Source organism: Lysinibacillus sp. NPDC097214, assembly GCF_050277945.1.
In the GTDB taxonomy this organism is placed as follows: Bacteria; Bacillota; Bacilli; order Bacillales_A; family Planococcaceae; genus Lysinibacillus; species Lysinibacillus xylanilyticus_B.
Window position 1 is genome coordinate 90,829 of record NZ_JBNNSS010000013.1, and the last position, 14,425, is coordinate 105,253.

The 14,425-nt window shown below is 39.0% G+C and carries 10 protein-coding genes; 9 read left to right on the forward strand and 1 reads right to left on the reverse strand.

Annotated features, from left to right (window positions below; translation table 11 throughout):
• Positions 1-262 precede the first annotated feature (262 nt).
• Complete coding sequence (locus tag ACQKMI_RS21875) at positions 263-1,708, reverse strand: helix-turn-helix domain-containing protein (RefSeq protein ID WP_427492349.1); 1,446 nt, start codon at positions 1,706-1,708, stop codon at positions 263-265.
• Between the two features lie 231 nt (positions 1,709-1,939).
• Between ACQKMI_RS21875 and hutH the strand changes: the two genes are divergently transcribed.
• The 9 genes from hutH to ACQKMI_RS21920 all read left to right on the forward strand — a co-directional run bounded on the left by hutH (position 1,940) and on the right by ACQKMI_RS21920 (position 14,137).
• The gene (hutH, locus tag ACQKMI_RS21880; protein ID WP_427492351.1) at positions 1,940-3,454 is read left to right on the forward strand and encodes a histidine ammonia-lyase; all 1,515 of its coding nucleotides are present in this window, start codon (positions 1,940-1,942) and stop codon (positions 3,452-3,454) included.
• A gap of 103 nt (positions 3,455-3,557) precedes the next feature.
• Positions 3,558-4,886, forward strand: coding sequence for a YjiH family protein (locus ACQKMI_RS21885; protein WP_427492353.1), 1,329 nt, complete (start codon positions 3,558-3,560; stop codon positions 4,884-4,886).
• A 15-nt stretch (positions 4,887-4,901) separates the two neighbouring features.
• A complete protein-coding gene (gene hutU, locus ACQKMI_RS21890; protein WP_427492355.1) occupies positions 4,902-6,572 on the forward strand; it encodes a urocanate hydratase in 1,671 nt (556 codons plus the stop codon).
• Positions 6,569-7,855 (forward strand): imidazolonepropionase, encoded by a 1,287-nt coding sequence (gene hutI / locus ACQKMI_RS21895; protein ID WP_427492357.1) that lies wholly within the window; start codon positions 6,569-6,571, stop codon positions 7,853-7,855. Before hutU ends, hutI begins: the two co-directional genes overlap by 4 nt.
• A 607-nt stretch (positions 7,856-8,462) precedes the next feature.
• A complete protein-coding gene (locus ACQKMI_RS21900) occupies positions 8,463-9,263 on the forward strand; it encodes an NUDIX domain-containing protein (protein WP_427492359.1) in 801 nt (266 codons plus the stop codon).
• Positions 9,264-9,354: 91 nt separating this feature from the next.
• A complete protein-coding gene (locus ACQKMI_RS21905; RefSeq protein WP_427492361.1) occupies positions 9,355-9,906 on the forward strand; it encodes a cysteine hydrolase family protein in 552 nt (183 codons plus the stop codon).
• A 15-nt stretch (positions 9,907-9,921) separates the two neighbouring features.
• Positions 9,922-11,391, forward strand: a complete 1,470-nt coding sequence (locus ACQKMI_RS21910) for a nicotinate phosphoribosyltransferase (protein WP_427492362.1) — start codon at positions 9,922-9,924, stop codon at positions 11,389-11,391.
• A 27-nt stretch (positions 11,392-11,418) separates the two neighbouring features.
• On the forward strand, positions 11,419-12,033 hold the full coding sequence (gene nadD, locus ACQKMI_RS21915; protein ID WP_427492364.1) for a nicotinate-nucleotide adenylyltransferase: 615 nt from the start codon (positions 11,419-11,421) through the stop codon (positions 12,031-12,033).
• A 256-nt stretch (positions 12,034-12,289) separates the two neighbouring features.
• The gene (locus ACQKMI_RS21920; protein WP_427492372.1) at positions 12,290-14,137 is read left to right on the forward strand and encodes an SLC13 family permease; all 1,848 of its coding nucleotides are present in this window, start codon (positions 12,290-12,292) and stop codon (positions 14,135-14,137) included.
• Positions 14,138-14,425: the final 288 nt, after the last annotated feature.

Genomic DNA, 14,425 nt, shown 5'->3' on the forward strand with positions numbered 1-14,425 from the left:
AACTAGTTTATTGAAACGTTTTTCGAGAATTATTGAAAATGAGCTATAAAGAAGGGATAGCTCAAAATTAAAAGGTTTTAAAGTGAATTCTTTTGATTATTGAAAATGAAATATGATAATTGAAAAAAGGGCTTTTTATGGCTTATGAACAAAGAAGGGTTAAAGCCAACGCATTCTGTGATAACGCCTCTATCCTCTACACTTTCGCCTAAAGCGCTCAGTCGGAACGTAAATCAACTCCACGTTACGTTGATAAGCCCTATTAAGCTTTACGATATCGATTAGGAGTAATGCCGATGTGCTGTTTGAAAATTTTAATGAAGTAATTCGAATCTTCGAAACCATTTAAATCGGCAATTTCACTAATAGCAAAATCAGTTTCTACAAGCATTTTTGTAGCATTATGAATTCGGACCTGCTGCAGGTAGCGTTTAAGTGGCAAGCCTTGCTTCTTTGAAAAAATCGTACTTAAATAATTGGGACTAATTCCTAATTTATGGGCAACGTAAGGTAAAGATAACCCGCTATCCTGAAATTGTTGGTCGATAATTTCTATGGCCAATTCTACATAGTCAGCCCGTTTCTCCATTCGTGCCTCACGGGCCAATTCAATCAGTTTTTGTGTAAACGATATGATGCCATTTTGAATCGTATAAAATATAGGATGTTCAATAATTAAATGAAAAAGCTGACGATAATTTTGCTCAATTGCAGCTTTCTCATGTAATTTATACTTCAGCATAAAACGTCGGATTTGCGCTAAGACACTTGTTAGATGAATACGTAAGTCATCTTGCTCGTAATAAATTCCTTCATTAGATAGTCGATATAAAAAGACTTTGACAGCCTCGATATTCCCGTCCTCTAAACTACTTATCAATAATTGTTGCTCTTCGGGTGTTAGTAAAGGATCGAAGGGCTGTGTCTTCAGCTGTTTACTCGTATAAAAAATATGCCCATAGCCTTCGTAAAAACTTTGACGAAGTGCACGCTTCGTTAAGGTATACATATTCTTCATAGTTGTAGGTTCCCCATCGTAAATGCCGATATTTAAAGAGCTATTACTTGTCAATCGCCATTCCTTGATTAATGAACGAACATCTTTCTCTAAATCATTTGTTTGGAATAAGCAAACCATTCTCTCTGATAAAGGATAAATCCTCATACTAGAATAAATAGGAGTTTGCTGAAGCCAGTTGTATAGTTTGTTAAACATTTCGGGATGCTCAGGCTCAATCATGGTGAAATGTATATTTGTCTCTAGAGTACTAGTTTTGCTATCTAAAAATAGTTGATCGTAAAAAGATTCATCTGTAGCTTCTTGATACACTGCCTCTGCCTTGGGTGTTCGAAGGGAAATAGCAGTGAGTTTTTGCTTTAATACTTCTAAATCAATTGGTTTAACGAAGAGATGTGCGACCTGTAAATCGATTGCCCTTAATGCGTTTTTAAATAATGGCTCTGTTGTCATAGCTAAAATAGTTCCTGAATGTTTTTGTAAAACACGATAAAGCGCAGTTAAACGATTATTCGAGAATAGGTCAATATTCAGTAGTATCACGTCAGGCTCGAATTGCTGGATACTTTGAAGTGCTTCATTAATAGTTGTACATATTTCAATGGTTACATCCCCAGGGAAATATGTATGTAAAAACCAACGAATACCTGAAAGATCAGCGGAGTCTCTATCAATTAATAACAATTTCATACGTACAAACCCACCTTAAAATTATCTAGTTTCGTAAAAAAATACGATTATATTGTTAAAATAACAAAAAATCTGAAATAATTCATGTATTCTCTTTTAAAATTCCCTATTTTCTGAAAAAGGTAGTTAGTACAATGTAGGTAGAGTAATTGTTATTTATCTTTAGTAGCGATAGCGAAATGGATTAAAAACATTTTTACATAGTTATAAAGGAAACAGGGGGATGGCATTATGAAGTCTATTATCGAGCTTGATGGCAAGACATTAACAAGACAACAAATAGGGGAAATTGTAAACGGTCTTGCTACGGTTGCGCTATCTGCAGACAGTGTGGAGCGTATTCGTTTAAGTAGGGAGCGAATTGAAAAACGCTTAGCTGAGGGCCAAACGATATATGGTGTGAATACAGGCTTTGGAAAGCTAAGTAATATAAAGATTGAAGAGGAAGACATTGAACTTTTACAGTTGAATTTATTACGCTCAGATGCGACAGGTGTTGGTGTACCATTCCCAACAGATGTTGTACGCGCCATGATGGTTTTACGTGCCAATGCTTTAGCACGTGGTTTTTCAGGAATTCGTCTAGAAACAGTACAGCTACTATTGGATTTTATTAATAAGGGAATCCATCCGATTGTACCTTCTCAAGGTTCAGTTGGAGCAAGTGGAGATTTAGCGCCGTTATCACATTTGGCTTTAGTACTAGTAGGCGAAGGTAAGGCGGAGTTTAATGGAGAGGTTATGAGCGGCAGTGCGGCGTTACAGCAAGCTGGGCTAATGCCTGTCCGATTACAAGCTAAGGAAGGGCTAGCGCTTGTAAATGGTACACAAGCAATGACGGGCATCGGCGTTTTAACAGTGAACGAGGCAGAGCGTATGGGGCTAGCAGCAGATATGGCAGCGAGTTTAACGCTTGAGGCACTGAAGGGGATTACTTCCGCATTTGATCCAGCGCTTTTGGCGGTAAGACCACACCCAGAACTAGAGCTTGTTGGTGGACGAATCCGCAAGTGGCTTGATGGAAGTAAACGTGTGACAAAGCAAGGTGAAATCCGCATGCAGGATGCCTATTCATTACGTTGCATTCCGCAAGTACATGGTGCTTCATGGCAGTCGTTTTTCTATACGGAGGAACGCGTGAAAATTGAAATGAATGCAACGACAGATAATCCGATTGTTTTAGAAAATGGAGAAGTATTGTCTGGTGGGCATTTCCACGGTCAACCAATTGCATTAGCAATGGACTTTTTAAAAGTCGGTGTAAGCGAGTGGGCTAATATTTCGGAGCGACGTACAGAACGCATGGTTAATCCACATCTTAATGAAGGGTTACCGCCATTTTTAGCGACAAATCCTGGTATTGAATGTGGACTAATGATTGCTCAATATACAGCAGCTTCTATCGTATCTGAAAACAAAGTATTGGCACATCCTTCAAGTGTAGATTCTATACCGACATCAGGTAACCAGGAGGATCATGTGAGCATGGGTACAACATCTGCTCGCCAAGTACGCCAAATCGTACACAATGCCGCTCGTGTCATCGCGATAGAAATGATTTGTGCTTCGCAGGCGATCCATTTAGATAAGGCAGAAGAGCAGTTATCTCCAACAACACGAAAGTTTTTAGAAAAAGTGCGTGAGTTTTGCCCACCACTATTAGCGGATCAACCTATCGGGGATGAAATTGAAGCGCTTTCGGAATATTTATTAACAAGTGATGTTCTGTTGAATGAGTATATGTAGGTTTTAAGGCGATAACTCCCTAGAGAAAATTCAAAAAATCCATTAGCTTGTTCGGATGACCTGGAAATTTCTCTAGGAAGTGATACTTACATGGGGGGATAGGATGGAGTTTCAACAACAAGAGCTGAGGCAAGACTCGCAATTTCGAGTCTCCTCCGCTATGAAGATGATTGCATGTAGTTTAGTCGGAATATTCAGTTTCTTTATATCATTTGAATGGCAAGGTAAGGATACAATTTTAATTGATCACATTGTGAACTTTATTCGCACCGAAGCACCACTGCTAGTAACTGCATATGTGCTCATAATGCTTGTAGGTGGAGCGGTCCATCCATTTCTTACTAAGAAGTGGAATAAGTCGATAGTCAATATTGTATTGTCCATTTTCAAAGTGGGCGGTATGGTTGCGGGGATTTTATTAATTTTCAATATAGCGCCTGCATGGCTAGCGAATGAAAGTATCGGTCCATATTTAATGGAGAAGCTTATTAAGCCGGTAGGGGTACTAATACCAATTGGATCTTTGTTTTTGGCACTTCTAGTAAGCTATGGATTGCTTGAATATATCGGTGTTTTAACACAGCCGTTTATGAAGCCTATTTTTAAAACACCGGGACGTTCAGCAGTGGATGCTGTTGCCTCATTTGTCGGCAGTTATTCCGTTGGATTACTTTTAACGAACCGTGTTTATATGGAAGGTCGCTACACAGCAAAGGAAGCCGCGATTATTGCAACAGGTTTTTCGACTGTATCTGCAACGTTCATGGTTGTGATTGCGAGTACGCTGGATATTATGCAGCATTGGAATGCGTTTTTCTGGGTGTCGCTCGTTGTAACATTCGTGGTCACTGCGTTAACAGCACGTATTTATCCACTTCGTTCCATGAAGGATGAATATTACAAGGGCGCGACGCCGATGCCAGAAAAGATTGTTAAGAAGGACCGTTTTAAAGAAGCATGGCGTCAAGCGATGGATGCAGTTGAGCAAAATCCACCTTTATCTAAAATTTTATGGGCGAATCTAAAGGATGGCTTCATCATGACGATGGGGGTTATCCCATCGATTCTATCAATTGGACTTTTAGGAATTGTACTTGCAACGTATACACCAATTTTTGACTGGTTTGCGTACATTTTTGTACCATTCACATATTTGTTACAAGTTCCAGAACCATATTTGACGGCGAAAGCGCTGTCATTATCGTTAGCAGAAGTATTTTTACCAGCACTTGTTGTCACACAAGCAACACTTGTGACGAAATTTATTGTGGCGGTCGTATCAATATCGGCAGTTTTGTTCTTTTCAGCTGTTATTCCGCTTATTTTATCATCTGAAATTCCATTGACATTGCGCCAAATTATAATCATTTGGTTTGAACGTGTCGTATTAACTTTAATCATCGTAACACCAATAGCATTTTTACTATTTTAAAGGAGTGTGTTTTTTATGGTAGTCAAAACAAATATTCGTGCACCACGTGGGAATGAATTATCTTGTAAGGGGTGGACTCAAGAAGCTGCAATGCGTATGTTAATGAACAATCTAGATCCTGAAGTGGCAGAAAATCCGGATGAGCTAATCGTCTATGGTGGGATCGGTAAGGCGGCGCGTAATTGGGAGAGCTATGAGCAAATTATTGCATCATTAAAAGAATTAGAGAATGATGAAACACTTCTGATTCAGTCAGGAAAACCGGTAGCTGTATTCCGTACACATGAACATGCACCACGTGTATTAATTGCAAATTCTAATTTAGTACCGTCATGGGCGAATTGGGAGCATTTCTATGAGTTAGAGGACCGTGATTTAATGATGTACGGTCAAATGACAGCTGGTAGCTGGATTTATATTGGTGCACAAGGCATTTTACAAGGAACATATTTATCATTCGTAGAGGCAGGTAAAAAAGTATTCGGCTCAGCGGATTTGCGCGGCAAATTCATCCTTACGGGTGGTATGGGTGGTATGAGTGGTGCGCAGCCTTTAGCTGGGAAAATGGCTGGCGCTGTTATTTTAGTAGTCGAAGTGGATCGTGCTCGAATTGAACGTAAAATTAAAGAGGGCTACTGTGATTATCTTGTAGAGACAGTAGATGAAGCGATTGAATTAGTCAATAAACTACGTGACCAAAAAGAACCTGCGTCGATTGGTCTTGTTGGCAACTGTGCAGATGTTAATCGTGAACTGTTGAACCGCGGAATTATTCCTGATTTTGTCACAGACCAAACATCTGCCCATGATCCGATCAATGGCTATGTTCCAAATGGCATGACGTTTGAGGAAGCGCTTGATTTGCGTAAAAGTGATGTAAAAACGTATGAGCGAAGAGCAAAAGAGACGATGGCTGAGCATGTTCGTACAATGCTTGAATTCCAACAGGCGGGTGCAGAGGTATTTGATTACGGTAACAATATTCGCGCTTATGCCAAAGAGATGGGTGTAACGAATGCCTTTGATTTCCCTGGTTTTGTTCCAGCGTATATTCGTCCTTTATTCTGTGAGGGGAAAGGGCCATTCCGTTGGGCTGCACTTTCAGGTGACCCTGAGGACATCTATAAAACAGATGCACTTGCTAAAGAAATGTTTGCTGAAGATGAAGGTCTTGTGAATTGGATTGATATGGCGCAAAAAATGGTTAAATGGCAAGGGTTACCGGCGCGAATTTGCTGGTTAGGCTATGGTGATCGTCATCGTTTTGCATTGAAGGTTAATGAAATGGTGGCTAATGGTGAGCTATCAGGGCCGATTGTCTTTGGTCGAGATCATCTAGATTCAGGATCAGTTGCATCACCAAATCGTGAAACAGAGGGTATGCTTGATGGCTCTGACGCAGTATCAGATTGGCCAATTCTAAATGCACTTGTTAATACAGCGAGTGGTGCTAGCTGGGTAAGTGTGCATCACGGTGGGGGTGTAGGAATGGGTTATTCGCAACATGCTGGCCAAGTGCTAGTAGCGGATGGTTCTGAACTAGCCGCAGAGAAGATTGCACGAGTGTTAATTTCGGATCCAGGAATGGGTGTTGTGCGTCACGCAGATGCAGGCTATGAAATTGCCATTAATACAGCGAAGAACAAAGGTGTGCATATACCAATGTTAAAGGATGATGCTAAGTGACTATTTTAATTAAGAACGCCAATGAAGTGATCACGTTAAAAAGTGCCGTACAAGGTCCGCGTACAAAAGAACAAATGCGTGATATTGCAGTAGTGGAAAATGGTAGTATTTTAATGGAGGGAAGTAGCATTATTGCAGTAGGGCCAATTGCACAGTTAAAAGCGGACTTCCCTGAACTTGTAAAGGTGGCTGAAGTTATTGACGCCACAGGTAAGATTGTTATGCCGGGTCTCGTCGATTGTCATACGCATTTAGTTCACGGAGGTACACGTGAGCAGGAGTTTAATATGCGACTCAATGGTGCGACATACATGGAAATTATGAATGCGGGTGGCGGGATTCATGCCACAACAAACCGGACACGAGAAACTAGCTTTAATGATTTATATGAAAAAACGATGAATCATTTAGATGTGTTTTTAAAGCATGGTGTCACAACGGTTGAGGCCAAATCAGGCTATGGTTTGGATTGGGAAACAGAAAAGAAACAGCTGGAAGTAGCAAAGGAATTGCAAGCTACACATGACATCGAGGTTGTTAGTACCTTTATGGGAGCTCATGCGGTGCCGCGTGACTATAAGGGACGTGAGGATGAATTTGTGGATCTAGTCATTCATGATATGTTACCGAAAGTAGCTGAGCTAAACCTTGCGGAATTCAATGATGTATTTTGTGAAAAAGGTGTATTTACGCCAGAGCAATCACGACGCATTTTAGAGGCCGGGAAAGCGTTGGGGTTAACACCGAAAATTCATGCAGATGAAATTGAGCCTTATAAGGGAGCGGAGCTTGCTGCGGAAGTAGGAGCCATATCGGCGGAGCACTTGCTAGTTGCTTCTGATGAAGGGATACAAAAAATGGCTGAAGCTGGCACGATTGCCGTGTTACTACCTGGAACAGCATTCTTCTTACGTGCACCATTTGCGAGAGGACGCCTAATGATTGATGAAGGGGTACCAGTAGCTATTTCAACTGACTTTAACCCTGGCTCATCTCCGACGTTGAGTCTGCCATTTATCATGAATTTAGCTTGTATGCATATGGGGATGACACTAGAGGAAGTGTTAACGGCGACTACCGTTAATGCAGCATATGCTCTTAACCGTGGACATCAAATTGGTTCACTTGAAGCGGGCAAACAAGCTGACCTCATTATATTGGACGTTGCCAATTACAAGCAATTACAATATTTCTATGGCATGAATCATACGAATACTGTCATTAAGAATGGGCGAGTTGTCGTACAGGATGGAATTCTTTTAAAAAATCAACTAGTAAATTAAATAATAAGAAAGGCATAAATAAGGCAGAGATGCTTTGTTTATGCTTTTTTTATGGAAGGTAATTCTTCTTACTCTTTATTATAAAAACAGTTGAAATTTTCAACTGGAAAAGTTATCATGTTATTAAATAGTAATTCTTGAATTGCAAATTACTGATTGATAATTAGTGATTTATGGAAAATGAATAGGGTAATGTTCGAATTTCTGGATAAGCTAATTTTTGACTCGTCAACAAGTGTTGTGGATGACATTTGTTAAACGTCTACCATATACAGGAGTTGATTGGAGTGGAGGTTGGGCGACTCCTCGGGGATTAGCGATTAGGGGAACGAAGGCTAAAAGCATCACATCCTGTGATAACGCCTTCGTGACCAACATCGTGTTGGCTCGGGACCCTGCAGCGAAGCGAAGCGGCTCATCGGACGCCCCCAGGAAGCTCTGCTCTGCGCGAAAGCGAAGCGTCAGCGGCAAAGCGCCCAGTCGGAACGGAAATCAACCATACGTTATGGACAAATACTCGCCCTCTAAAGGGGTGTATACATTTCATCGCATTATGCTTTATCAAAACTTTTCCTGCAAAACATTGAATCAAAGGAGTTATCTTAAAATGACAAAATATCGCTCACAAGAAGAAGTTCTTGCGAATTATGATTCTTCTAAATATATAACACCTGATGGGTATACGTCGGATATCGCAATTTTTACAATAACATCCGAAAAAGTAGAGGAAAAAGCACCTCCGATGATGACGCTTAAAATCATGTTGATTAAACGGGCTGAAAAAGATCATGAAGGAAATCCAAATATCGAAGGTGGAAAATGGGCGCTTCCAGGTGGATTTGTAGATGCGACAAAAAGGGAAACTGCCTATATAGCTGCTAAAAGAGAATTGAAGGAGGAAACGAATGTCGACGGTCTACACATTAAGCACTTTGGTGTCTACGATAATATAGATCGTGATCCTCGAGGTTGGATGATTTCAAATGCCTTTTATGCAATCGTTCCGGAAGTATACATTGACCAGCGTCAAGCCAATGATGATGCGGCAGAAGTAGAACTATTCGATATAAATGAAGTGTTCAAACTCAAATTAGCCTTTGATCATCGGAAAATTATTTCAGACGCATTAGAATTTATTAAGAAAGATATGATTCAAACAACGGTTGCTAAAAACTTTTTACTGGAAGAATTCACGTTATCTGAACTACAGAGGGTTTTATTGACAGTGGGAGATGATCCACGCATTTCAAATGATTCGGTGTTCTTTACAAAAGCGCCCAAGTTGCCTTTTATTGAAAAAGTTTTAGATGAAGAAGGGAAACCGAAGAAAACGAAAAGAAATTCATTTAGACCGTCGCAATTATATTCTTTTAATGACTTCGAAATCGTAGAGTCAATTTATCATTAGGAAAGCATTTGTCTTTCCTAATTAATTTTCAATAAACTAATTTGTAATTTGTTAATTACTAATTAATGAAAGAAAGAGGAGTGATGGAAATATGCCAAAACGTGCATTGATAAATATTGATTATACAGTGGATTTTGTAGCACCAGATGGAGCTCTAACTTGTGGAATACCGGGGCAACTATTGGAAGAGGTAAATACACAATTAACAAAGGAATTTATGTCAAACGGCGATTTTGTAGTTTTCGCTATTGATGTTCATGAAAAAGAAGATAGCTATCACCCAGAAACAAAGCTTTTTCCTCCTCACAATATTCGAGATACACGGGGGAGAGAACTATATGGCTCTTTAAAAGAACTATATGAAGGCAATAAAGAGTTAGATCATGTCTACTACTTGGATAAAACCAGATATTCTGCTTTTGCAGGTACGGATTTAGAGATTAAATTGCGCGAAAGAGGCATTACTGAACTGCATTTAATAGGTGTATGTACGGATATTTGCGTTCTTCATACAGCGGTAGATGCCTATAATAAAGGATTTAACATTGTAATTCATAAAAATGCAGTAGCATCCTTTAATCAAGCAGGGCATGAGTGGGCGTTAGGACATTTCGAGCATTCGCTAGGAGCTACTATTATGTAAACGGAGGAACAGGGCATGAAATATGCAGACGATAGCTTCATGTTGCACACGGATTTATATCAAATTAATATGGTGGAAACTTACTGGAATGATGGTACTCAAAATCAAACAGCGGTTTTTGAACTGTACTTTCGACAACTTCCGTTCGGGAATGGCTATGCGATATTTGCAGGCTTAAAAAAGGTGATGGAGTTTATCGAAAACTTTGGTTTTTCTAATAGCGATATTCAATATTTACGCGAGGAAGGAAAATGCTCAGAGGAATTTCTTAAATACCTTCAAAGTCTAAAATTTACAGGCTCTATTTCTGCAATGAAGGAAGGTGAATTGGTATTTGCAAATGAACCTATTTTACGAATTGAAGCCCCGTTGGCAGAAGCTCAATTAATGGAGACACCTTTATTGAATATCATTAATTACCAAACTCTTATTGCAACGAAGGCTTCGCGCATTAAACAAGTGATTGGTAAGGATGTGGCGATGGAATTTGGTACTCGTCGAGCGCATGAATTTGATGCAGCGATTTGGGGAACTCGTGCAGCTTATATAGGTGGATTTTCTGCAACTAGCAATGTAAGAGCTGGAAAATTATTCGGCATCCCTGTCTCAGGTACTCATGCACATGCCATGATACAGGCATATCGTGATGAATACACTGCATTTACAAAATATGCAAATACGCATAGAGATTGTGTTTTTTTAGTAGATACGTATGATACGTTGCGTTCGGGTGTCCCTAATGCAATTCGGGTCGCCAAGGAGTTTGGAGATAAAATTAATTTCGTAGGAATTCGTTTGGACAGTGGAGATTTAGCGTATCTGTCAAAAAAGGCAAGGGAAATTCTAGATGAAGCTGGCTTCACTGAAGCGAAAATTATAGCATCTAATGATTTGGATGAATACACGATTATAAATTTGAAGTCACAAGGGGCTAAAATTGATACATGGGGAATCGGAACTAAGCTTATTACAGCCTACGATCAAGCAGCTCTTGGGGGCGTATACAAATTAGTATCTATTGAAGATGAAAACGGGGAAATGGTCGATACCATCAAAATTTCCGGAAATCCTGAAAAAGTAACGACTCCAGGCGGCAAGCGTATTTATCGAATTATTAATAAAGACAATGGTCATGCGGAAGGAGATTATATTGCATTGGACTACGAAAACCCGCAAGAGGAAAAACGCTTGAAAATGTTTCACCCTGTTCATACTTATATCAGTAAATTTGTGACGAATTTTACAGCGAAAGAATTACATCAAGACATTGTAGTCAATGGATCTATTCTTTACAAAGAACCAACACTTCAAGAAATTCAAGTATATGTAGAAGAAAATTTACATCTACTATGGAGTGAGTACAAACGAACAATGAATCCGGAAGAGTATCCGGTCGATTTAAGTCAAGCGTGCTGGGATAACAAAATGACAAGAATTAAAGAAATTAAAGAAAAAGTCACGAAGATGATGGATGGGAGAAACTAATAGGGAAGAGGAATGGAGGGATAGGAAATGGCGAAAATAGGGATTTACGGATCATCCTTTGATCCAATTACAAATGTTCACCTTTGGACCGCAAGCACAGTCGCACATCGTTGCAAATTAGATAAAGTGATATTTTTACCTTGCTCTAATAAACGAAAAGACAAGGAGATAAAAACAAAGAATTCGCATCGATGGAATATGCTGCAGCTGGCTATTGCTAAGGATGAGCGTTTTATTGCAGATTCATATGAAATGGAGCAAGAGGGCTGGAATATTTACACGTACGATACGATGAAATATTTTAGAGAACAACACCCGAATGATGAAATTCATTTTATTATGGGAGCTGATTTATTAGTTGATATTGGTGCAGGGTTGTGGAAAAAGGGAGATGCTTTAGTAGCTGAGAATAAATTTATTGTAATGGCAAGGCACGGAATTGATATGTTATCAACAATTAGTCGTTCCCCTATTTTGAGGAATCATGACGATGGAAGATTTCATTTAATTGACAAAGGGTTAGCGATGGAAATTAGCTCTACCTATATTCGAGAAGAATTTGCAATGGGCGGTGAACCAAGATACCTACTCCCTGACGCTTGTTATGACTATATTAAAGAACATAATCTTTATCAAAAATAATTTAGCTGTGGCCGATATATGATAGTAGAGTGCGGGATAAGACCGCACTTATTTTTTTCGAAACGAAAATCAACCTCGCGTTATGTGACGAGACTTTTATTTTGAAAAGATGGTGAACTTTCTCATATTTAAATCTTAGTAAGATATAATAAATCTAAGTGATATAGGAAACATGCAAAGTGCTGGCATTACAAAAGGCTTTGCGTATCACCCTCAATAAAACACAGTGATTAATGTTAGAAAGGAATTCTTAGATGTGCAACTTACATTAACATTTCTTATTTTAGGAGCGACAATTTTTGCATTTGTGACTAATAAAGTACGAGCAGATCTCGTTGCGATTGTGTCACTTCTAGCATTTGTTATTACGGATATTTTAACACCCGCAGAAGCACTAGCTGGTTTTTCAAACTCTGTAGTTTTAATGATTGCAGGGCTGTTTGTCGTGGGTGCAGGAATTTTACGAACAGGACTTGCGGGGATGGCAGGGCAATTACTACTAAAGTGGTCAGGTAATAGTGAGTTGAAATTATTTGTGTTATTGCTCATTATTGTAGGTTCTGTCGGTGCATTTATGAGTAATACAGGTACTGTAGCTTTGATGATGCCAATAGTTGTTAGTATCGCGATTAGTATGAAGATAAGCCCGTCAAAATTTTTACTACCACTTTCTTACGTTGCAAGTCTTTCTGGGCTGATGACACTTATTGCTTCACCGACAAATCTAATCGTTAGTCAGTTATTGGTCGATCGTGGTTACAATAAACTAGGTTTTTTTGAAGTAACGCCCATCGGTATTGTAGGGATGATTGTTGGTATTACCTATTTAGTACTTGTACGCAACATTCTTTTACCAAATGAAAAGAGTCGTACACAAACAAAGGCTGACTATAGACTTTCTCCGAAGAAAATTATTAAGCAATATGATTTAAACAATCGTTTGTTTAAAGTGTTTGTGCCCGAGGATTCGTCGATTATTGACGCAACATTAGCAGAATTAAAGCTTCCGGCCAAATATACGCTTTGTATGATGAAAATTCATCGACGATCTCAAGAAGGCATTAATTTTTTACCGGTGACATATCAGGAAATGGCAGGTCCGACAAGTGTGATACATGCCAAAGATGAATTGTATGTCCAAGGTGAGGAAGAGAATATTCGTCGTTTTGCTTCTGATTATAGTCTTGAGATGCAAGAACTGGCTGAAGGTGAGGCTGATGAGTTGGTATCGAAGCATCTTGGTATTGCTGAGGTATTATTAACACCAAATTCTAGCTTTATTAATAAGACTGTAAGCACCCTGGGCTTCCGAGAGAAATATAATCTTAATATAATTGGCATTAATCGTAGAGGTGGCTATAAACTTCAAGATATGGTGATGCATAAATTGAAATTTGGAGATGCCATTTTAGTACAAGGTGCATGGGATGAAATTTTGTTACTGGCAAGGGAAACACAGGATGTCGTTGTTGTTGGTCAGCCAAAAGAGCATGCTAGTGTAGCAGCAGCGACGGGGAAAGCAGGTATTGCTGGTGTCATTATGCTTTTAATGATTGTGTTAATGGCTTTTGAAATTTTCCCTGCTGTTATTTCCGTTATGATTGGTGCCGTATTGATGATATTAACAGGTTGTTTGCGTAATATGGAAGATGCATACAGCAATATGAATTTTGAAAGTATTGTGCTTGTAGCTGCAATGCTTCCGATGGCGACCGCATTGGAGAAAACAGGCGGTATGGTCATTTTATCCGACGGTATTATTAACGCGCTTGGAGATTATGGATCATATGGAGTACTAGTTGGCGTATATATTTTAACAGCTATTTTTGGACAATTTATTAGTAATACGGCGACTGCTGTATTGTTCGCACCGATTGCTATGAATGCCGCGATAGCGATGGAAGCAAGTCCTACGACATTTATGATTGCTGTTGCTGTAGCAGCAAGTATGGCTTTTGTTACACCAATTGCTTCCCCGACCAATGCACTTGTTATGACAGCGGGTGGCTACAAATTTATGGACTTTGTGAAGGTTGGAATTCCGTTACAAGTTGTTATGTTTATCGTCATGATGCTCGCAATTCCATTCTTCTTCCCGTTTTAAAAAACTCGGTCTCTATACCGAGTTTTTTTTGTTGATTATTTTTTGAAATCTATTAATTTCTTATTGAAAATTATGATAGAATTCTATTTTAGATACCAATATAAAGTTAAATTAACTAGAGATGAAGCGTCTAATAATAATTTTTTTCGTAAGTATATAAATAGGAAGTTTTTCGATGAAATGAAAAAGTATCAATTTTTTTTAGAAAAAGTGTTGACCTTTTTGAATTAAGAGAGTAATATTATACGAGTCGCCAAGATAACTTCTGAAAAACAATTAAATTAAATA